This is a genomic window from Luteimonas sp. AC640a (genome assembly GCF_979256585.1).
The window spans coordinates 18,943-38,301 of record NZ_CEEDOV010000001.1 but is presented as its reverse complement, the minus strand read 5'-3'; the positions used below and the strand labels follow the sequence as shown (position 1 = coordinate 38,301).

General features: G+C 67.3%; 23 protein-coding genes, 1 tRNA gene and 1 pseudogene. 11 read left to right on the top strand and 14 right to left on the bottom strand.

Going from position 1 to position 19,359, the window contains the following annotated elements; genetic code table 11:
* Nucleotides 1–2: 2 nt before the first annotated feature.
* The 3 genes from minD to ACZ9YD_RS00210 are packed head-to-tail and all read right to left on the bottom strand — an operon-like array spanning nt 3 to nt 2,209.
* Entirely contained in the window at nt 3–812 is an 810-nt protein-coding gene (gene minD, locus ACZ9YD_RS00220; RefSeq protein ID WP_232137697.1) for a septum site-determining protein MinD, read from the bottom strand.
* Between the two features lie 24 nt (nt 813–836).
* Complete coding sequence (minC, locus tag ACZ9YD_RS00215; RefSeq protein ID WP_465073125.1) at nt 837–1,616, bottom strand: septum site-determining protein MinC; 780 nt, start codon at nt 1,614–1,616, stop codon at nt 837–839.
* Nucleotides 1,616–2,209 carry a GNAT family N-acetyltransferase gene (locus ACZ9YD_RS00210; protein WP_465073124.1) on the bottom strand — a complete coding sequence of 198 codons (594 nt, stop codon included), beginning with the start codon at nt 2,207–2,209 and terminating at the stop codon, nt 1,616–1,618. Before ACZ9YD_RS00210 ends, minC begins: the two co-directional genes overlap by 1 nt.
* 178 nt (nt 2,210–2,387) lie before the next feature.
* Between ACZ9YD_RS00210 and ACZ9YD_RS00205 the strand changes: the two genes are divergently transcribed.
* The 4 genes and pseudogenes from ACZ9YD_RS00205 (at nt 2,388) to ACZ9YD_RS00190 (ending at nt 6,469) form a co-directional block, all read left to right on the top strand.
* Complete coding sequence (locus tag ACZ9YD_RS00205) at nt 2,388–3,602, top strand: sensor histidine kinase (protein ID WP_465073123.1); 1,215 nt, start codon at nt 2,388–2,390, stop codon at nt 3,600–3,602.
* Nucleotides 3,603–3,621: 19 nt separating this feature from the next.
* Complete coding sequence (locus ACZ9YD_RS00200; protein WP_232137691.1) at nt 3,622–4,263, top strand: response regulator; 642 nt, start codon at nt 3,622–3,624, stop codon at nt 4,261–4,263.
* A gap of 440 nt (nt 4,264–4,703) precedes the next feature.
* Nucleotides 4,704–5,855: pseudogene (locus ACZ9YD_RS00195) on the top strand (polyketide cyclase); the annotation flags it as partial.
* A gap of 242 nt (nt 5,856–6,097) precedes the next feature.
* The gene (locus tag ACZ9YD_RS00190; RefSeq protein WP_465073122.1) at nt 6,098–6,469 is read left to right on the top strand and encodes a DUF423 domain-containing protein; all 372 of its coding nucleotides are present in this window, start codon (nt 6,098–6,100) and stop codon (nt 6,467–6,469) included.
* Between the two features lie 18 nt (nt 6,470–6,487).
* Here the strand turns inward: ACZ9YD_RS00190 and ACZ9YD_RS00185 are convergent, their stop codons facing one another.
* The 7 genes from ACZ9YD_RS00185 to ACZ9YD_RS00155 all read right to left on the bottom strand — a co-directional run bounded on the left by ACZ9YD_RS00185 (nt 6,488) and on the right by ACZ9YD_RS00155 (nt 10,138).
* The gene (locus ACZ9YD_RS00185; RefSeq protein ID WP_465073121.1) at nt 6,488–7,297 is read right to left on the bottom strand and encodes a M15 family metallopeptidase; all 810 of its coding nucleotides are present in this window, start codon (nt 7,295–7,297) and stop codon (nt 6,488–6,490) included.
* 9 nt (nt 7,298–7,306) lie between these two features.
* The gene (locus ACZ9YD_RS00180; protein WP_465073120.1) at nt 7,307–7,591 is read right to left on the bottom strand and encodes a hypothetical protein; all 285 of its coding nucleotides are present in this window, start codon (nt 7,589–7,591) and stop codon (nt 7,307–7,309) included.
* Nucleotides 7,592–7,755: 164 nt separating this feature from the next.
* The gene (locus tag ACZ9YD_RS00175) at nt 7,756–8,583 is read right to left on the bottom strand and encodes a CPBP family intramembrane glutamic endopeptidase (RefSeq protein ID WP_465073119.1); all 828 of its coding nucleotides are present in this window, start codon (nt 8,581–8,583) and stop codon (nt 7,756–7,758) included.
* Complete coding sequence (locus ACZ9YD_RS00170) at nt 8,580–8,759, bottom strand: DUF4177 domain-containing protein (RefSeq protein ID WP_465073118.1); 180 nt, start codon at nt 8,757–8,759, stop codon at nt 8,580–8,582. The genes ACZ9YD_RS00175 and ACZ9YD_RS00170 overlap by 4 nt, the downstream gene beginning before the upstream one ends.
* Nucleotides 8,752–8,949, bottom strand: a complete 198-nt coding sequence (locus tag ACZ9YD_RS00165; protein ID WP_465073117.1) for a type II toxin-antitoxin system antitoxin — start codon at nt 8,947–8,949, stop codon at nt 8,752–8,754. Before ACZ9YD_RS00165 ends, ACZ9YD_RS00170 begins: the two co-directional genes overlap by 8 nt.
* Nucleotides 8,946–9,287, bottom strand: coding sequence for a hypothetical protein (locus ACZ9YD_RS00160; protein WP_465073116.1), 342 nt, complete (start codon nt 9,285–9,287; stop codon nt 8,946–8,948). The genes ACZ9YD_RS00165 and ACZ9YD_RS00160 overlap by 4 nt, the downstream gene beginning before the upstream one ends.
* A complete protein-coding gene (locus ACZ9YD_RS00155; protein WP_465073115.1) occupies nt 9,287–10,138 on the bottom strand; it encodes an SPFH domain-containing protein in 852 nt (283 codons plus the stop codon). The genes ACZ9YD_RS00160 and ACZ9YD_RS00155 overlap by 1 nt, the downstream gene beginning before the upstream one ends.
* Before the next feature lie 117 nt (nt 10,139–10,255).
* Here ACZ9YD_RS00155 and ACZ9YD_RS00150 point away from each other — a divergent pair, with 117 nt between their 5' ends.
* The 6 genes from ACZ9YD_RS00150 to ACZ9YD_RS00125 all read left to right on the top strand — a co-directional run bounded on the left by ACZ9YD_RS00150 (nt 10,256) and on the right by ACZ9YD_RS00125 (nt 14,868).
* Nucleotides 10,256–10,876, top strand: a complete 621-nt coding sequence (locus ACZ9YD_RS00150) for a CDP-alcohol phosphatidyltransferase family protein (protein ID WP_465073114.1) — start codon at nt 10,256–10,258, stop codon at nt 10,874–10,876.
* A gap of 55 nt (nt 10,877–10,931) precedes the next feature.
* Complete coding sequence (locus ACZ9YD_RS00145) at nt 10,932–12,473, top strand: poly(R)-hydroxyalkanoic acid synthase subunit PhaE (protein ID WP_465073113.1); 1,542 nt, start codon at nt 10,932–10,934, stop codon at nt 12,471–12,473.
* A 2-nt stretch (nt 12,474–12,475) separates the two neighbouring features.
* Entirely contained in the window at nt 12,476–13,543 is a 1,068-nt protein-coding gene (phaC, locus tag ACZ9YD_RS00140) for a class III poly(R)-hydroxyalkanoic acid synthase subunit PhaC (protein WP_465073112.1), read from the top strand.
* A gap of 28 nt (nt 13,544–13,571) precedes the next feature.
* Nucleotides 13,572–13,772: a PspC domain-containing protein gene (locus tag ACZ9YD_RS00135; RefSeq protein WP_465073111.1), complete on the top strand. Its 201-nt coding sequence runs from the start codon at nt 13,572–13,574 to the stop codon at nt 13,770–13,772.
* Between the two features lie 14 nt (nt 13,773–13,786).
* Nucleotides 13,787–14,221 (top strand): hypothetical protein, encoded by a 435-nt coding sequence (locus tag ACZ9YD_RS00130; protein WP_465073110.1) that lies wholly within the window; start codon nt 13,787–13,789, stop codon nt 14,219–14,221.
* Nucleotides 14,222–14,385: 164 nt separating this feature from the next.
* Nucleotides 14,386–14,868 (top strand): hypothetical protein, encoded by a 483-nt coding sequence (locus ACZ9YD_RS00125; protein WP_465073109.1) that lies wholly within the window; start codon nt 14,386–14,388, stop codon nt 14,866–14,868.
* 254 nt (nt 14,869–15,122) lie between these two features.
* On the opposite strand, the gene ACZ9YD_RS00120 is transcribed toward ACZ9YD_RS00125, so the two are convergent.
* Both ACZ9YD_RS00120 and ACZ9YD_RS00115 read right to left on the bottom strand, forming a co-directional pair.
* On the bottom strand, nt 15,123–15,923 hold the full coding sequence (locus ACZ9YD_RS00120) for an NRDE family protein (protein WP_465073108.1): 801 nt from the start codon (nt 15,921–15,923) through the stop codon (nt 15,123–15,125).
* Nucleotides 15,924–16,033: 110 nt separating this feature from the next.
* Nucleotides 16,034–16,119 (bottom strand) — tRNA-Leu (locus tag ACZ9YD_RS00115).
* A 121-nt stretch (nt 16,120–16,240) separates the two neighbouring features.
* Here ACZ9YD_RS00115 and ACZ9YD_RS00110 point away from each other — a divergent pair.
* On the top strand, nt 16,241–16,783 hold the full coding sequence (locus ACZ9YD_RS00110) for a hypothetical protein (protein ID WP_465073107.1): 543 nt from the start codon (nt 16,241–16,243) through the stop codon (nt 16,781–16,783).
* Nucleotides 16,784–16,798: 15 nt separating this feature from the next.
* Here ACZ9YD_RS00110 and ACZ9YD_RS00105 read toward each other — a convergent pair whose 3' ends face one another.
* Both ACZ9YD_RS00105 and ACZ9YD_RS00100 read right to left on the bottom strand, forming a co-directional pair.
* Nucleotides 16,799–18,652: a DUF885 domain-containing protein gene (locus tag ACZ9YD_RS00105; RefSeq protein ID WP_465073106.1), complete on the bottom strand. Its 1,854-nt coding sequence runs from the start codon at nt 18,650–18,652 to the stop codon at nt 16,799–16,801.
* Nucleotides 18,653–18,751: 99 nt separating this feature from the next.
* Nucleotides 18,752–19,357, bottom strand: coding sequence for a cysteine dioxygenase family protein (locus ACZ9YD_RS00100; RefSeq protein ID WP_465073105.1), 606 nt, complete (start codon nt 19,355–19,357; stop codon nt 18,752–18,754).
* Nucleotides 19,358–19,359 lie beyond the last annotated feature (2 nt).

The window sequence follows — 19,359 nt, the reverse complement described above, 5'->3', positions numbered from 1 at the left end:
GATCAGCCTCCGAACAGCTTGCTGAAGAAGCCCTTCTTGTCGGTGGTCGTGAAGCGCATCGGGCGCTCCTGGCCGAGCAGGCGTGCAACCGCATCGTCGTAGGCCTGGCCGGCGTTCGACTCGGCCGACAGGATCACCGGCTCGCCCTTGTTCGACGCATTGAGCACGTCGCCCGACTCCGGAATCACGCCGATCGTCTTCAGGCCCAGCACTTCCTCGACGTCGGTGATCGACAGCATTTCGCCGGTCTCAACGCGCGCCGGGCTGTAGCGGGTCAGCAGCAGGTGCTCCTGCACGCGCTCGCCGTTCTCGGCGCGGCGCGTCTTGGACTGCAGCAAACCAATGACGCGGTCGGAGTCGCGCACCGACGACACTTCCGGATTGACCACAACGACAGCGCGATCGGCGAAGTACATCGCCAGGAACGCACCCTTTTCGATACCGGCCGGCGAATCACAGACGATGTATTCGAAACCGTCGTCGGCGAGTTCCTTGAGCACGCGTTCCACGCCTTCGGTGGTCAGCGCGTCCTTGTCGCGGGTCTGCGACGCGGCCAGCACGTACAGATTGTCGAACCGCTTGTCCTTGATCAGCGCCTGCTTGAGCGAGGCTTCGCCCTGCACCACGTTGACCAGGTCGTACACCACGCGGCGCTCGCAGCCCATGATCAGGTCGAGGTTGCGCAGACCCACGTCGAAGTCCACGACCGCCGTGCGCTTGCCCTGACGGGCGAGGCCGATGGCGATGCTCGCGCTGCTGGTGGTCTTGCCGACGCCGCCCTTGCCCGAGGTGACTACGATGATTTCAGCCAAAACACATCTCCTGGTGTGTCGCCGTCACTCGAGTGCGGCGATCTTCAATTCGTCATGCTCCAGCCAGACCTGGACGGCCTTGCCATGGAGTTCGCGGGGAATATCGTCCAGCACTTTGTAATGGCCCGCTACTGCGACCAGTTCGGCGTGGAAACTGCGGCAGAAGATACGCGCAGTCGCGCTGCCCTGTGCGCCTGCCAGTGCACGGCCGCGCAACGGGCCGTAAATATGGATGGAACCGTCGGCGATGACTTCGGCGCCGGCGCCGACCGAGGACAGCACGGTCAGATCGCGATTCTGGGCGTAGAGCTGCTGGCCCGAGCGCACGGCGCCTGCCTGGACCAGGCCCGGTTCCCCGGCCGCGGCCGCCACCTTCGTGGCCGGCGGCGCGGCGGCCGGCTCCGGCGCAGCCGCTGCGCGCGACGGCACGGGTGCGGGCACGGCGTCGGCGTTTTCGTACTGGGCGCGGAATTTCGACAGCACCGGCAGGTCCAGCGCTTCGGCGAGCGCGGCGTTGGCCGGGCTGCCCCAGGCCAGCGCAACCGGCAGCGCGCCGGCGTCGCGCAGTGCGTCGATCAGGGCCTGTGCGGTGGTCTTGTCGGGCAATTCGGCCAGACCGCCGAAATCCAGTATCACCGCGGCGCGGTCGAACAGCTTGGGCGCGCGCGTCACGCGGCTGCGCATCTCCTCGGCCAGCCGCGCGACGTCGAGCGTGCGCACACGCAGGTTGGCGATGCCGACCTGGCCGATCTTCAGTTCGCCGGCCGGTTCGAAATCGGCGGCGGGGGCGGGGCGGGACGCCATCAGGCTTTCGTCTCCTCGGTGGTGCGGGCAGGCACGCGGGGGCGGCCCAGCCAGGGTTCGTCGGGCAGCGCGCCGCCGTAGGTTTCGCGCACCCATGCATAGCTGCACAGGTCCTTGACCAGCATCGAGGCGCGGATGTCGGTGCCCGGCATCACGTGCTGGCCGACCTCGCGGAAGCCGAAGCTGCCATGGAACAGACGCACCGGATCGTTGTCGTGTTCGAGGAACACTTCGCAGGTCAGCAGCGGGTGGCGGACCTCGGAATAGCTCTGCACGTCGGCATAGAAAGCGCGTCCCACACCGCCGCCGCGACGGCGGCTGGCGACCACGACGCGGTCGATATAGAAGAAATCGGGATAGTGCGATTCGAACCAGCGGAAGTTGCTGCTGTCGTGACCGCTGCCGGCGCCGAAGCCGATCAGGAACCCCACCATCGCCGAATCACGTTCGGCGACCCGGAAGTACTCGGCGGTGTCATGCAGGTGGCGAAGACGGGCCGCATCCAGCGGCAGGATCGAGGGACCGGCAGCGTTGTTGAGTTCGAGGATGGAATCCAGCTCGTGCGCATGCACGTCGCGGACGACGATCGACATTCCAGACTCCAGAGACAACCGATGGACGCGCGAAACGACCGGTCGCGGCGCTCCTGCCGCTGCGCGTCGCACAAGGGCGGATTATTGCATGCCGGGGACCACCGGGCGACCGGCGGCGACATCGCCTGCATGACTTCAGGCCCGTCCGGACGCGGCGACATGCGCCTAACATGCCGGCATGCTCCGTGATCTGAACCACAACCGTCTATTGCGTGTCGCCGGCCTGTTCACCTGGGCGGTGATCGGCCTGCCGCTGTTGATGCTGTCACTGGCACCGGTCGAGCAACTGACCGACAGCGGCTTGCGTCTGGTGCTCGACAGCTGGCCGACCTGGGCGGCGTGGGCGGTCTTCGGCCTGAGTTATGCCTGGTTGACCCGCGGGCTGGGTGAGCGTCGGATCCGCGCGTTCGATCATCTGCTGGTGCTGTTGCTGGCCGGCAGCGCGATCGCGATCAGTTATTCCAGCCAGAGTGGCCTGGGCAGCATCCTGCTGATGGTCGTGGCCTGCGTGCTGCCGTGGCTGCTGCCGCTGTGGGTGGGCGTTGCGCTGCTGGTGGCCTGCGAGCTCGTGATCGTGCCGGTCTATGTACGCGGCCTCGATTTCACCTGGCCCGAAGCCGTGTTGCAGGCGGCGCTGTACGTCGGCTTCACCGGATTCGCTTTCGTCACCGGTTTCGTCGCCCACCAGCAGGCGCAGGCGCGCGAGAACCAGCGCCGGCTCAATGCCGAGCTGCGCGCGACCCGCGCGTTGCTGGCCGAGAGCGTGCGCGTGAACGAGCGCACCCGCATCTCGCGTGAACTGCACGATCTACTCGGCCACCATCTCACAGCCCTCAGCCTGAATCTCGAGATCGCCAGCCATCTCGCCAGCGGCCAGGCGCAGGAACACGTGGGGCAGGCGCAGACCCTGGCCAAGCTGTTGCTCAGCGATGTGCGCGAGGCGGTGAGCCAGTTGCGCGACGACGATGCGATCGACATGCGCGCGACGTTGCTGCCGCTCGCCGAGCATGTGCCCAGTCTGCAGGTCGACATGCAGTTGCCGGTGCAGTTCGTTGTCGACGATCCGGAACGCGCGCATGTGCTGCTGCGCTGCACGCAGGAAATCATCACCAATGCCGTCCGCCATTCCGGCGCGAGCCTGCTGCGCCTGCGCTATAGCCAGGATCGCGACACCATCCGTGTCGATGCGCGCGACGACGGCCGCGGCGCGGAGGCGGCGCGGATCGGCAACGGTCTGACCGGCATGCGCGAACGCCTGGCCGCATACGGCGGCACGCTGCAGGTGGAAACCGCGCCCGACCGCGGTTTCGTATTGAAACTGGAACTGCCGCTGGCGGATGCGACCGGGCTGCGCGATGCTGCGCGCCGGGGCGAAGCGCAGTCGCCGGCATGAATCTTCAATGGGAGGCACCATGATCCGAGTCTGCCTGGTCGACGACCAGACCCTGGTGCGCCAGGGCATCCGCTCGCTGCTCGCGCTCGACGGCGGTATCGAAGTGATCGCGGAGGCCTCCGACGGCCGTCAGGCGGTCGAGACGATTCCCGAGTGCAAGCCCGATGTCGTGCTGATGGATATGCGCATGCCGGCAATGTCGGGCTTGGAGGCGATCCAGGCGCTGTCGCGCGCGGGCACGCTGCCGCCGACGATCATCCTGACCACGTTCGATGACGATCAGCTGGTGCTGGCCGGGCTCAAGGCTGGCGCCAAGGGCTATCTGCTCAAGGACGTGTCGCTGGATCAACTGGTCGGCGCGATCCGCACCGTCGCCGGCGGCGGTTCGCTGGTGCAGCCGGCGGTGACCCAGCGCCTGCTGACGGGCCTGGAGCAGATGCGCAACGAATTCGTCAGTCTCGACAAGCCGGATCCGCTGACCGATCGCGAGACGGAGATCCTGCGCCTGATGGCTGGCGGCTTTTCCAACAAGGAAATCGCCAATTCGCTGGGCGTGGCCGAGGGCACGATCAAAAACCATGTGTCGAACATCCTGTCCAAGCTCGGCGTGCGCGACCGCACCCGCGCCGTGCTCAAGGCCTTCGAACTGCAACTGGTCTGACGGCAGGATGTCCGGCCCGCCGCAGCACGGCGGGCGTTCGCGTGGCCCGCGAGGCGATGCCTCGCAAGCGGGCCCTGCTCACCCTGTCCAAGCTCGGCGTGCGCGACCGCACCCGCGCTGTACTCAAGGCCTTTGAACTGCAACTGGTCTGAGTGACCCGCGCGCCCGTCGAAGGGTGCGTGGCAGTTCTAGCGCCTCGCCCCGTTCGCAGTGGAACCTCTGCTGCCCGTACGCCGCATCACGCGGCCGCTTCACCGGGCGCCGACATCGACTTGCTGAATGTGCCGTCGCCTGGCGTGGCGGCGGTTCGCGGATGCGCATGGCGCAGGTTGGGCCCACTCGCGAATCGATGCTTGATTGCACTCGCCCGGTTACACGCAACTTGATACGATTGCCGGTCTGTGCCGCCTCAGGCCGGATTTGGTCCTGGAGAACTCTGAATGACCCGTCTGCTCGAACTGCTGATTTCCTGCGTCATCGTCGCCGTGCTGTTTCTCGTGGTGGCCGTTTTGCTTCCCTCCAGCCGCACCCTGACCGAATCAGCGGAAACCAACCGTCGTCAGACGATCGTGTTCGACACGCTCAACAGCGTGCTCCGCTTCAAGGACTGGTCGCCGGTCACCGCCTATGACCCGAATGCGACGCTGAAGGTCTCCGGTCCAGAAGCCGGCGTCGGTGCCCGCATCGACTACAGCTCGAGCCTCAAGCGTGTCGGCGACGGCAGCTGGGAGATCACCGAATCCGAGCCGGGCACCCGCGTGGTGTACGCCGTGGAAAACCCGACCCGCGGCAACAACAAGAAGACCACCTTCACGTTGAAGCCGACCGGTCGCAACAACCGCAACATCGAAATCACCCAGAGCTACAGCGTTGATTACGGCTGGGATCTGCTGGGTCGTTTCGCCGGTCTGTATGTCAGCCGTAACGTCGGCGACGGCATCAAGCTGGGCCTGGGTCGTCTGACCAACATGCTGGCCGCGGTGCCGAACGTCGATTACCGCGCTGAAGGCAGCACGCTGGCCAACCTGGCCGCTGCCGATCGTCCGGCCGAGAACCTGCTGGTCGTCGCCGCCGGCGCGGTCGAGCGCAACAACCAGGTCATCCAGGACTCGATGAAGGCCAACGTGGAGTGGATCAACCGCACCATGGCCGCCAACAACCTCGAGGCCGCTGGTCCGCTGCGCATCATCACCACCGAACTGGGTCGTGAGACCTACACGTTCGACATCGGTCTGCCGGTCCGCAAGAAGGGCACCGGTCCGGCCGCGTCTGCTGCGCCTGCCGCAGCCGCCGAGGGTGACGAGACTGCGGCCGCCGCGCCGCCGGTCGCTGCATCGACCACCGACGCCGTCGAGCTGACTGGTCTGGAACTGCTGGGCCCGGTGAAGGCGATGTTCGTGCCGCGCGCTCGCGTCGCCAAGGCGAGCTACAAGGGCTTCATGGCCGAGCTGGACAACGTGCGCAATGCCGTCCGCGCCTGGGCGCTGACGCAGGGCTACGAAGTCACCGATCGCCCGTACGAGAACTACACCAACGGCATCGACACCGCGTTCACCGAGAACGGAGAGTTCGAAGTGTTCTGGACGCTGCGTGATCCGAATGCGGCACCTGCCGCAGCGGCTCCGGCGGCAGCGCCGGCTCCTGCTGAAGCCCCGGCGCCTGCCGAGGCTGCCGAGGCACCTGAAGCGGCTCCTGCCGAGTAATCAGGCGCACATACGCGCAGGCTGTGCATCACACGCCGCATCCTCCGGGATGCGGCGTGTGTCGTTTCAGGGCCGCCGTTTTCTCGACGGATGGTCCACACCTCGCCGCACATGCGGCATTGGAGCAGGCAATGGGCATCGGATCTGGACGCAACGCTCGGCACGTCGGTGGACTGGTCGCGGCCGGCGCGCTGCTGGCGGGGGTGTCGGTTGGGCTGTCGGCCTATGCGGCACATGCGGTGGACGGCGACGCACGCGCGGCGCTGCAGACCGCGGCGGTATTCGCCTTCGGCCACGGCATCGCACTCGTGGTGCTTGGGCGCGCGGTGCGCGGCACACTCGAATTCCTTTCACTGGCGGCGTTGCTGCTTGGCACGCTGCTGTTCGCCGGCGCGCTGGTGTCGCGCCATCTGTTCGGCGGGCCGTCTTTCTTCGCGCCCTGGGGCGGCATGCTGACGATGCTCGGCTGGCTGCTGCAGGCGGTGGCCGCATTGCGGCGCTGATTGCGGAGCAGTTGCCGCTCAGTCTGCGGCTGTCCGGTATCGCCAGTGCCAGGGCTCGTAGACGATGCCGTGCGGATTGTCGCGCGGGTAGCTCATCGTGAAGCCGTGATCGGGGGCGTGGCGGGTCAGCCATTCGAAAGCCGTCGTCTTTTCAAACGATTCCTCGGCCGGCGGCTCCCCGGGCGCGCTGATGTCCAGGGCGCTGCCGGCGTGGTGTTCGCTGTAACCGGGTGCGGCGTTGACCGCGAGAATGTCGTCGAGCGACAGGCCGCGCGCGCGTTTCCGATCGAAGATGCCTAGCTGGTAGTCATGGCTGCGATAGCCGGATACCGCATCGAGCGCGATGCCGTCGCGCGCCGCGATTGTCCGCATGTCGTGCCAGGCGCGGGCGGTTCCCGTCTCCAGCCACAAGGGACGGCGATAGCGATCGAACCCGGCGAGCGTCAGCCACGCGGGTTCGGCGACGAGACGCAGGCCGGTGCGCGCAGCGTAGTCGTCGGCATCGAGACCGAGCGCCTCCAGCCGCGCCTCGACCTGCGACAGCGGCAGGTCCGGCGCCGAAGACTGCGGGGCCGGTAACGCGCCGGCATCCAGCAGGTCCAGCGCGTCATCGATGCCGGCCTCGCGCTGCCAGCGCGGCATCAGACCGATCACGCCTTCAGGCAGCACAGCGGCGAGATATGCGCCATCGCGCTTGCGTCGCAACACCTGGGTCGCGCGCGACAGCACTCGCGCATCGCGATTGCTGCGCGCACGCAGCAGACGCGCGGGCCAGAGTTCGATGTCGGGGGTGTTGAGCAGAAACCGGGGCGGCGGATTGGCGTGCATGGCTACAGCTTAGCGTCGCCTGTCGGTGACGGCAGGCTGTTGCGGCAGCCGGTACGGAATGCAGGCCGGCACGTAGCCTTCTGCGTTGAGCGCGACCGTCGCATCGAGGCCGCCTGTAGGCGATGGACGCGTGTCACCAAGACCGTCATGTCTCGATGCTGTGTGACGCGTGGCGTCGCGTGAGATGACCAGACCGCCCGCGGCGATCTGTGTCTGCACTTGGCGCAATGCATCGGCGGCGATCATCTGCGGGTCGAAAGAGACGTAGGCGACGGTGTCCAGCTGTTCGAGCATGCGGGGAGCAGCGGCTCAGCGGCCTCTGCGGTCGCGGTCGCCATCTGGGCAAACGCACTGCCCGTGGTGGTGCAGAGCAGGGCAGCAGGCAGCCGGGAACGGGTGCGCATGATCGAGTGCTTTCGTCAGGCGTTGGGTAAGAAGCAGGATGGGAGCGTGCCTTCCTACAGCACACTCTGCGGCAGCAGCAGGGGCACCAATGCGTGCAGCACGAGGTCGGCCGTGAAGTGCGACAGCACGGCCATCTCGAAACCGCGCTTCCAGTACAGCCAGCCGAACACGATGCCGCCGATGCCATTGAGCAGCAGGGTGCGTGACACGACGCCGGCGTCCAGGCCCCAGACCATCGATGCGGTCGGCAGATGGCCGAGGCCGAACAGCAGCGCGGCGACCAGGATCGCGGCCCACGCGACGCGAGGCGACAACGTGCCGTCGAAGCCGGCACGCCTGCGCAGCAACCAGGTCGCGGCCCATGCGATCAGCGTCATCAGGAACAGCCGCAGCTGCAGTTCTTCGACGATGCCACCATGGAACGAGGCCATCAGCCCGTACAGCGCATTGCGCGCACCTGCGATGTCGGTCATCTCAACGTCGGTCGTGGGTAACAACAGCGGATCAAATACCCGCGACAGCACCAGGATCGCGATCGCGGCAGCAACCCCCAGACCGATCGCCTGCAATGGTTTGCGATCACGGATGCGCGCCTCGCCATGGCGGCTGACCCAGTGCTGCAGCAGCGGCGCGCCCAGGCCGACGCGATGGCCCACGCGCAGTCCTGCCCAGGCGAGCAGCGCGCAGAGAATGAACATCGACATTGCCTGGATCGCGACCAGTGCAGGCAGCGGGATCGCGCCATTGCCGGTCATCCGCGCCGCATCGATCTGCAGCAGATAGGGAATCACTGCGAGCGTGGCAACGGCGCTGGCAGCGGCGAGCAGCACCGCGATGCGCAGGTCCTGCCGCGGGCGCGGCGCATGGAGGGCCAAGGTCATGTCCGACGCTTCAGGAACAGCAATGTGGGGCCGACAGGCGCGGTGTGCACGGCGTTCACGAGTTCCCAGCCCTGCAGCCCCAGCGCCTGCAGGCGCTCCTCGATGGCCGCCGGCTTGAGGCCACCCAGCAGGCTGACCTTGATTTCCTCGACCTTGTAATGCCAGCGTTCACTCATGATCGGTGTCCTTGCTCGGTTCCGGCTCGGGTTCGGCTGGCGGCGCGATACGGCCCGCGCGTCGCAGCGCATCGCGCAGCAGGAATTCGATCTGCGCGTTCGCGCTGCGCAGGTCGTCGTCGGCCCAGCGCTGCACGGCCGCGAGGATCGCGGCATTGATGCGCAGCGGATAGGCCTTCTTGTCGCTCACCCGCGACCGCCTCGCGCGCGGCGCTTGGCGCTGGCCACGGTGAAGATGCAGGCCGCGGCGAGGCCGTTGACCGCGAGAAACATCACCACGATCAACACGAGCAAACGGCGTTCCTGATCGCCCCACAGCGCAAGCCCGACCGCAGTGGCCAGCATCGCCAGCCCGATCATGCGCAACAGCCGTGCGAGTTTGTGGTCCAGGACGGCCTTGTCGCGCACGGTCATGCCGCTGCTGCCGCTCGACAGCGGCAGACGGCCCTGCACCAGCCAGCGCGCCGACACGAACGCCGGTACCGCCATCAACGCGAACACCAGCGCGGCGAGGTGGTGCGGGGCCATCAGTACAGAGAACCCGTGTTGACGATCGGCTGGGTGCCGCGATCGCTGCACAGCACGACCAGCAGATTGCTGACCATCGACGCCTTGCGCTCCTCGTCCAGCGTGACCACGCCGCTCTTCTCCAGTTCCGCCAGCGCCATCTCGACCATGCCGACGGCGCCGGCGACGATGCGCGTACGCGCGGCAATGACCGCGTTTGCCTGCTGTCGCTGCAGCATCGCGTGGGCAATTTCCGGCGCGTAGGCGAGATGGCTGATGCGCGCGTCGAGCACGTCGACGCCGGCCGCGGTCAGGCGTTCGTCGAGGTGTTCCTTGAGGCGGTCGGAGATCTCGGTGGGATGGCTGCGCAGCGAAATCTGGTCATCCTCATGCTGATCGTAGGGATAGCTGGTCGCCATCGCGCGCAGCGCTGCTTCGGACTGGATGTGCACGAAGCTCTCGTAATCGTCGACATTGAACACCGCCTCGGCCGAATCGACGACGCGCCAGACGATGACCGCGGCGATCTCGATCGGACTGCCGTCGAGCTCGTTGACCTTGAGTCGGCCGCTCTCGAAGTTGCGCACGCGAAGCGACACCTTCTTTTTGGTGAAGAAGGGGTTGTTCCAGCGCAGGCCGGCGTCCTTGACCGTGCCGACGTACTTGCCGAACAGGCTCAGCACTGCGGCCTGGTTGGGTTCGATCATGTAGTGGCCGATCAGAGTGAACGCGGTCGCCAGGGCGACGACGATCGCGACGACCGGCAGCACGCCGCCGGTGCCCATCAGCGTCCACGCGCACAGGGCGAGGACCATCAGCTGGACCAGCAGGACCGGGATGCCGGGCAGGGAGCGGATCGGGTTCTCTTGCATCGCGGCATCCTCGAGTGGTTTATGAATTGATATCGAATTGATATCTTCCTGTCAATACTCACGCAACCGCATGGTCCAGCCGGGCACCATCGCCCGACGCCATCCCCTGGAGCCCCGATGTCCCGACCCCGCCACTTTTCGATGCTCCGCGACTTCCAGCTCGCTGACTGGTTCACGCTGGGCAACGCCTTCTGCGGCACCGGCGCGGTCTTCGCGGCGATGCGTTACCTGCAGGATGGAAGCGTGCGTGATCTGCTGGTCGGCATGGCACTGATCCCGCTGGCCTTCATCTTCGACGCGCTCGATGGACGCGTCGCACGCTGGCGCAAGGTGGCCTCCACGCTGGGCCGGGAACTGGACTCGCTGGCCGACGTGATCTCGTTCGGTGTCGCCCCGGCGGCGCTGGCCTATGCCTGCGGCATGCAGGGCGGCTGGGATGTGCTCGTGCTCGCCGGCTTCGTCTGCTGCGGTGTCAGTCGCCTCGCGCGTTACAACGTGACCGCCGAGACGCTGTCGCAGGGCAGCGACAAGGTGAAGTTCTTCGAGGGCACGCCGATCCCGTCGAGCCTGCTGCTGGTCGTCCTGCTTGCGGTTGCGGCATGGCAGGGCAGCATTGGCAGTGCGCTGTGGCTGGGTGAGCTGCGCCTCGGTCCCTGGCTGCTGCATCCGCTGGTGCTGGTATTCGCGGCCTCCGGCGCAATGATGGTCAGCAAGACGCTGCGCATTCCCAAGTTCTGACCCGACGGCGCCACGCGGCGTTGCTATGATCGAACGCGGTTCGCAGGAGTCGACGATGTTCAACATGGGACAGGGACCGGACGCGCAGGTCGCGGATCTGGAGCGCCTCGCGCACCGCTACTGGGATGCGTGGCGCGATGCCTTGCAGCGCACGATGCCGGGGAACGACTGGAACCCGATGGGCGCCGCGCCTCCGGGTGTGGGCGCGCCGCCCTGGGGCGACCCGTCGGAGTGGTTCAAAGGCGGCGCACAGGCGCCCGACGCCGGGGCCGATGCGCTGCGGCACGTCCAGTCGATGGCCGGACCCTGGGTCGAGCAGATGCAACGCGTCGCTGCGGGATTCGTGGGCCGTGAGGCATCGCCCGCGGCAATCACCGCAGCGTGGCGCGAGGCCATGGGCGGCAACCCCGTCGGCAGGATGTTCGGTGGCCTGCAGGGTCCGGGCATCGAAGGCTGGGACACGTGGTTGCAACGGCTCAAGCCCTGGCTCGACGCCGCCGGTGCCGGCCAGGCGATGGGCGGCGGTGGACGCGATGCGTTCTCGCTTCCGACCTTTGGTCTGACACGCGAACATCAGGAGCGCTGGCAGCACCTCGGTCGCGCGTTCTCCGAATACCAGAGCAGCCAGCAGGGTTACCAGACGCTGCTCATGCAGGCGTCGACGGCCGCGTTCGGCATCTTCGAGGGCAAGCTCGCCACGCGCGATCCGGCAACCCCGATCGAAACGCCTCGCGCGCTGTTCGATCTATGGATCGACGCCGCCGAAGAGGCCTATGCCGACGTTGCGCTGTCGCCCGCGTTCCGGAAGGCGTATGCCGAGATGGTCGGCGGTCAGATGCGCCTGCGTCAGGCCGTGCAGCGCGAGGTCGAACAGGCCTGCCGCGTGCTCGACCTTCCGACGCGCACCGAGCTCGACGGCGCGCACCGCAAGATCGCCGATCTGGAACGAGCCCTGCGCCGGATGCGTGATCGTCTCGATGCAGTGGATGGTGCGGGCGCGCATGCTGCCGCCACATCGAGCGTGCCGCCACGCCGGCCCGCGGGGCCGACGCGTGTCGTGACGCCGGCGCCCGATCCGGTGGCGTCCAAGCCGCGTGTTGCGGCAAAGGACGCAGCGCCGGCGCAACCGGCTGCGAGACGGGAAGCCGCGAAACGAGCGCCTGCGAAGAAGTCGGCGGCGAAAAAGGTTGCGGTCAAGAAGACCGCGGCCAAAAAAGTGGCCGCGAAGAACGCCACGGCCAAGCGCGCCGTCACGAAAGCGCCTGCCAAGAAAGTCGCACCGGCGAAGAAGGCCGGCGCGAAGACAACACCTGCGAAGACGGCTGTGTCGAAGCCCGCGCCGGCAGCGAAGTCGCGATCCGCAGCGAGTCCCCGCGGTCGCAGTCCTGCCGCGGCCAAGAAAACATCCGCGCGCAGCACGCGGTCCGCCCGTCGCACGACGCAGTCACCGACTGCGCCGGCGCGCGCGTCGCGCAAGACAGCACGGTCGCCGACACGCGTCGCCAGCCTGCCCAACCTCGGCTTCATCTCGCCGATTCCAATCGCGCCCGAGCCGTTGCAGGGCAAGGGCGGCAAGCCGCGTAAAGGGAAGCGTTGACCATGACCGGACCGCTGCACATCACGCCCGATCGCATTGCCGACGAAGCCGCGCGCGTCCAGCAGAAGCTGGGGGCCGGCCTGCGCACGCTGCGCGAGGTCGGTGACTTCGATTACGGCGCGACCATGAAGCAGGAAGTCTGGCGCGACGGCAAGGTCGTGCTGTACCGCTTCATCGGCGAGAAGGCGCCCACCGCGCGCGTGCCGCTGCTGATCGCCTATGCGCTGGTCAACCGCCCGTACATGGTCGACCTGCAGCACAACCGATCGATCGTGAAGGGCCTGCTCGAACGCGGCGAGGATGTCTACATCCTCGATTGGGGCTATCCGGACCGCTCCGATCGATTCCTGATGCTCGAGGACTACATCGAACGTTTTCTGGGCGGCGCGGTGGATCACCTGCGTCGCAGCGCGGGGCTCGATGCGATCAACCTGCTCGGCATCTGCCAGGGCGGCACCTTCGCACTGAGCTACGCCGCGCTGCATCCCGAGCGCGTGCGCAATCTGATCACGATGGTCACGCCGGTGGATTTCCACACCGACGACAACATGCTTGCGCACTGGACGCGCGATCTCGATGTCGACCTGTTCGTCGACACGCTCGGCAACGTGCCGGCCGACATGATGAACGCGTGCTACCTCACATTGAAGCCGTGGCGCCTGCTGGTGCAGAAGTACGTCGGCGTGGTCGACATCCTCGACGACGCGCCTGCGCTGGAGGATTTCCTGCGCATGGAAAAGTGGATCTTCGATTCGCCCGACCAGGCCGGCGAAACCTTCCGCCAGTACATCAAGCAGTTCTACCAGGGCAACGGCTTCGTCAACGGCGGCATCGTCATCGGCGATCGCGAAGTGCACCTAGGACTGGTCGAGATGCCGGTGCTCAACATCTTCGCCGAGCAGGACCATCTGGTGCCGCCCGACGCCTCGCGCGCGCTGCGCGGGCTTGTCGGCACGCAGGATTACTCGGAGCTGTCGTTCCGTGGCGGACATATCGGTATCTACGTGTCGGGTCGCGCGCAGACGCAGGTGCCGTCGGCGATCCACGACTGGCTGGCGCAGCGCGCATGACGCGCCTGTGTCCCGCGTGCGCGCACTGATGTCGACATCGCCCGCATTGAGTCGCACGCGCGAGGATCGCGTGCTCGCTGGCGTCGCCGGCGGCATTGCCCGTCGGTTCGACTGGAACCCGACCGTGGTACGCGCGCTGTTCGTCATCATTTCGGTGGTGTCCGCCGCGTTTCCGGGTCTGCTCGTCTACCTGCTGCTGTGGATGCTGATGCCGGAAGGCGAGGGCTGAGCGTGGATCCGGCGGTGCGCGCCGCGACGCTGTTGCTCGGCGCGATCTGGACGGCGCCCAATACGCTGATCGGACTCGTTGGCGGCGTCGTCGGATTGCCGTTCGGCGCGTGCTGCCGCTTGCGTCGCGCGGATCTCGCACTCGTGTTCGACCGCTGGCCCTGGGGGCCTGGCGGGGCGATCACCTTCGGCAACGTGATCCTGCACACCGGCGACTCACTGGACGTGCGCTGCACGACCTACGCGCATCGCGCCGCCTGGTGCGAGGACGCGCCGATCCAGCTGGCCGACCACGAACGCGCACACGTGTACCAGTACATGGTGCTCGGTCCATTGTTCCTGCCGATGTACCTGCTGTTCGGCGGGGTCAGCGTACGTAACCGCTTCGAACGCGCCGCCGATCGTTATGCATTGACCGGTCGCGGCTGGTGGCCGTGGCCGCGTCCCTGAGCGTCCCCCGGGTAGTGGTTCTTTCCGACAAAGCCCGGACGCGTGCATCCACATGCGAGGGCGCTGTCCCCGAAGCACCGGGCGGCCGCGGAAATACGGCAGACTCGCGCTTCGCTTCCGGCATTTGAAATGCCGGTGTGACCCTGAGGTTTCTGGAGCCGACGATGCGCTACGACCGTGATGCCGTATCCCCCTGGGCCTTCTTCCTGCCGATCGCGCTCGCCGTGCTGGTCGGCAGTCTCGTCGCCGATGCCATCGGCGGCATGCTGCGTGACCGCTTTGACGCTGCACCGCCGGCGGTCGTCGAGCAGGCGCCGACGCCGGTCGACACGATGCCTGTCGAAACAGTGGCGCCAGCCCAGCCGGCGCCTGCTGCGGATGCGCCGCTCGCGCAGCCCGAGCCCGTGGCCGAAGCACCGAATCCCGACGCGGCGCAGCTTGCGGCGCCTGACACTGCGGGCGCGCCGTTGGCAGCTGTGACGCCGGTGGACGATGGCGTACGACGACTCTCGGGGCCGATGACCGCGCGTCAGGCGGGCGAGAGCGAGAGCTGCATCAACAACACGGTTGCGACGCGCAATCCCAACGGTTGGGAGCAGGCGCTGGAAAATGATGCGCCGGTGCGGTGTGAGGCGACTTCGAACTGAGTGCATCGGCATCATCGTTGCGCTCGATAGCGCCTGATCCACTCGCACGGATTGCCCCCACCCGGCCGGCCCCGCGGGTAGGGAGAGTCATGAAACCGCATCGCAGCAAGCTTGAACGCATGCGGCCGAGTAACAGTAGTCCGCGTGCTGACTCGCCGAGACAGCGCTTTCGCACGTCTGCGGAGGCCGGTCGGGTGGGGGTGTACGCAGCGCGGGCGCAATTGCCAGCGAGCGCAGATGCGCGACATCGGGCGTTATAGTTTTCGCGTGTTCAACCGCCGCCGCGACGTATCGATCACCTGACCATTCGCATCGAAGCGCCGTTCGCAGAACAGCACGCCATCGCGATCCACCAGCACCACACTGCTGCAGCGCGTTCCATAGCGAGGATCTTCGATAAACGCGGGCGACAGGCGCCGCTCCAGCGCGAGTCCGACGCCGGTATCCGGCAACGTCGCATCCGGCGCCGTCCGCGTATCGCGCAGACCGGCAAACAGGGGCGCCAGCGCTGCATCGTCGATCGATGCCGGCAGCCCGCCGTCCGCAGTCGTCTCCAGCCAGGCCGCCAGCGTCCGCGTCGCCCCCGTGCTTTTGGGCCATGGAGCGTCGAAGGCGCCGTTGGACATCGCGTGCAGACCCGGCGCGACCGGCGCGGCATCGAAGCGCGGATGATTGCTCGCGAACCACAGCGCATCGCCGTCCCAGACCAGCAGGTTGAAGCGGCCATAGGCTTGCGCTGTCTCTGACAGACCCTGCGCGAAGTCGGCTGCCGATGCGCCGCCGGATACGAAATCGCGCACCAGGCAGCCACGCGACAGCGCGGCTGCTTCCGGCACGCTGCCTGCGCGCACGTTGGTCACCGCGGCCAGCCGGCGTCGCGACGAGGCCAGCAGCCAGCTGCCGCCCTGCACGAGATCACGGCCGCCGTAGACGCCCGTATGCTGCGGATCGAACGCGGCGCCCGCGGTCGGGCGTTCGTGGAATTCGTCGCGGTTCGCGATCAACGCGAGCGGCAGATCGGCGCGAGTTTTCCAGGCGATGGCGATCAGGCACATGCAGGCATGCTAGCCGAGAGATCCGGCGTGTGACGCGAGGGTCGATGGCTCCGCGCGCACGCGTTTCGATGGACTGAAACGGCAACGGCCCGCATACGCGGGCCGTCGACTGGTACCGGAGGCGGGACTCGAACCCGCACGCTTTTAAGGGCGGCGGATTTTGAGTCCGCTGCGTCTACCATTCCGCCACTCCGGCACGGACGCGGAAGTATAGCGGAAGCGCGGCTCGGCCTGAATCCCGGCGTCTTTGCGTTCTTCAAACATGCGGCCCGGCATGATGCGCGTGCCGGCGCAGGGCCGGGAGCCCGGGAGGGGACATGCACGATCGAATGAAGCCGCAACGGATGGCGGCCAGGATGCTTGCGCGGCCACGTCCTTCAGCCGCGCGCGCGCGCCGTCTGCAGGTCCTGTTCGCGGTGCTGCTGCCGCTGGCTGCAGCCGCCTGCGCAAGTCAGCCCGCCACGCGCGTTGCCGATGCGGAACCGGTCGCCGAACGCGAAGTCGCGTTGCCGGCGGGAACCCACACCGTGCCGTCGCAGCCTAATGGTCAGGTGCGTCTGGCCGACGGCGTGTTCCGTGTGCATCTGAGCAACATCCGCTGCGTGCGCGCGCCGTGTCCGAACGGCTACATGGTCTCGAACGTGGAAGACCAGCCGCCTGCATTGCGCCCCGACGTCCCGCAGCCGGTGTCGCGGATGCCGGAGCACGTCCGCTTCGATGCCGCGTCGGGTGGCGCGGTCGAGGACGGTCTGGTCGAGAAGGCGCATGTCGGCGACGGCATCGTCGTCGAAGGACGCGCCTGGTTGATCGAAGGCGGTCGCACGTTGCGGGTCGAGGTGAAGCGGCTGCTGACCGAGTGACAGTGGGGCGCCGCGTCAGCCGGCGCCGCCTTCATCCTCGATCCTCGACGCGGCGATCCACGCATCGACCGCGCGCGACACCACATCGAGCGGCAACGCGCCGTTCTCCAGCAACACACCGTGGAAGGCGCGCAGGTCGAACCGCTTCTTCAGCGACTGACGTGCATGACTGCGTAACGCGAGCAGGGTGTGCAGTCCGACGGTATGCGCACATGCACGGCCCGGACGCACCAGTTGTCGTTGCGCTTCGTTGCGCGCCTGCGCTTCGGTCAAACCGGCGACATCGCGCAGATAGGTCTGTGCCTGCGCAAGGCTCCAGCGTTCGGAGTGCAGGCCGGTATCGACGACCAGTCGCGCGGCGTGTACCAGTTCGGCGCGCAGGCGGCCGAGATCGCCTTGCGGATCATCGTCGTAGACGCCCATCTCGACAGCGAGTCGCTCGGCGTACATCGCCCAGCCCTCGGTGAACGCAGTGGGCGCGAGGCTGCGTCGCAGCCGCGGCAGCGCGATGTGCGCCTGAGCGAGACCGACCTGCAGGTGATGGCCGGGCAGTCCGTTGTGGTAGACCAGCGTCGGCAGCCCGCCTTCGGGCAGCGCACGCACCTGTGCGACATCGAGCACCAGCGTGCCGGGCCGGACGTCGCCGCCAGGCGGGATGTAATACACGGCGGCAGTGCCGCTCGCATCGGGCGGCGCCAGCTGGACATCCAGCGGCTGCGTCGGCAGCGTGCTGAAGTAACCGGGCAATGCAGCCTCGATGGTATCCAGCCGCGCTTGCACGGAAGCGCGCAGGGCCTCGCGGTCTTCCTCCGTGACGCTCGCCGCCGCTGCTTCGGTCGCGGCATCGACGCTATCCTCGGTCGGCAGCGCGGCGATCTCTGTCAGCGGTAGACGATCCCGCACGATCGCGGCCATCTCGCCGCGGATGCGGCTGACCTCGGCGTGGCCGAGTGCATGCAGCTGGCTCGCGTCGATGCCCACGCCGGTGTTCCAGCGCAGCGCGGCGGCGTAATAGTCGTCGCCATCGGGCAAGGCCCAGACGCCGTTGTCGGCATCCTGCGTGGCGATGGCGGCTTCGAGGCGGGCGAGCAGTCGTGCGTAGGCCGGCAGCGTCGCCTCTTCGATCGCGCTGCGCGCGTCACCCAACAGTTCTTCGCGCAACGCGGCGTCGATACCCGGCACGCCGTCGAGCTTGCGCGAGAACGACTGCACGAACGGGCTGCCGTCCACGCCCACGCGCACGAGATCACGGATCTGCAGAGCCGCGCCTTCCAGCGCGACGCGCGGCGGGATCACGCCATGACGCGCCTGCAGATCGAGGTTGTCGCGCACCTGGTCAATCTTCGTCGCTACGGCGTGCAGCCGTGCGACGTAGTTGCGCGCTTCGGCCGCGCCGGTCACCGGCTGCGCGTTTTTGAAGAAGCCCGGCAGCGACATCGGAATGCTCGACAGCTGGTCGACGGCATAGAGGTTGGTGCCCAGCGGCAACCAGGCCGGCGACCAGTCGAAGCCGAGCAGATCGGCCTGGCTGCGATAGAACCAGTGCGCCATTTCCAGCGTGCGTTGCTGCTGGGGCGCAAAGGCATCGTCGTCGATGTCGTCGAGGGCAGCGAGGTTTGCCGCGAGCGTGTCGCGCAATTCGGCGCGATGCAGCAGCGAGGCATCGGTCAGGCGACCGGCGGCGATACGCGAATCCGGATTGTCGATGCCGAGCATGGTCATCGCTTCGGGATCGTTGGCGAGTAGCGCATCGAACTGCGCGTCGACCAGCGCATCAACGGCGCGGCCATCGGCGTCGGGCACGGTGGGGGACTGGCCGCAGGCGGCAAGCAACATCGCCACAGAGGCGGTCAGCAGCGATCGGGTCATCGGCCTCGACAGAGAGCGGGGGAAAGCCGGCTCACTGTAGCGGCTGGGGTCGCAGGATGCGCCCCCCTGTTCACGTTGCAGCGCACCCGCGCAGCGCGCTCAATCGAGGGTGTCGACGACCAGCGACGCGTCGTAACGCAGATACCAGTCATCGGCGTCCAGACGAAACCGTGCGCAATGCACGATCGGTGCCTGGTAGACGTGCAGCGACACGGCAACCGCGTCCTGGCTCGCATTGCGGATCGTGTGGTACTCGTGTGGCGGAATCAGGCTGCCGGCGCTGCCGACGCCGGCCTGCATGCCGGAGGCCGCACGAAACCGGAAGCGTTCGCCATCGGACTCCAGCAGTTCGTATTGGGCGATTTCCAGCGCGCCGCGCCAGATGCCTTCCACGCACCACAGGCCGTCATGATCGTGGATCGGCGTGCCTTGGCCGGGCGCCCAGGTCATCGCGACGACGCTGTAGCCGTGCGCGGGGCTGCGATAGAGCTCGCGTCGCGCGTAATGGCCGTCGACCGGCGATTGCGTGCAGGCCGGTAGTTCGACCGCGGGGTCGCGGATCAGGCTGCACATCGCGCCGCGGAGGGCAGCGGTGACGGCGTGGTCGTCGCCGGCAGAGATAGCGGCATCAATCGCTGCGATGAGCTGTTCGCGCCCCTGGAAGGCGATGTCGGGACACTCGGTGATGCTGGGTGTTGTGCGCATCC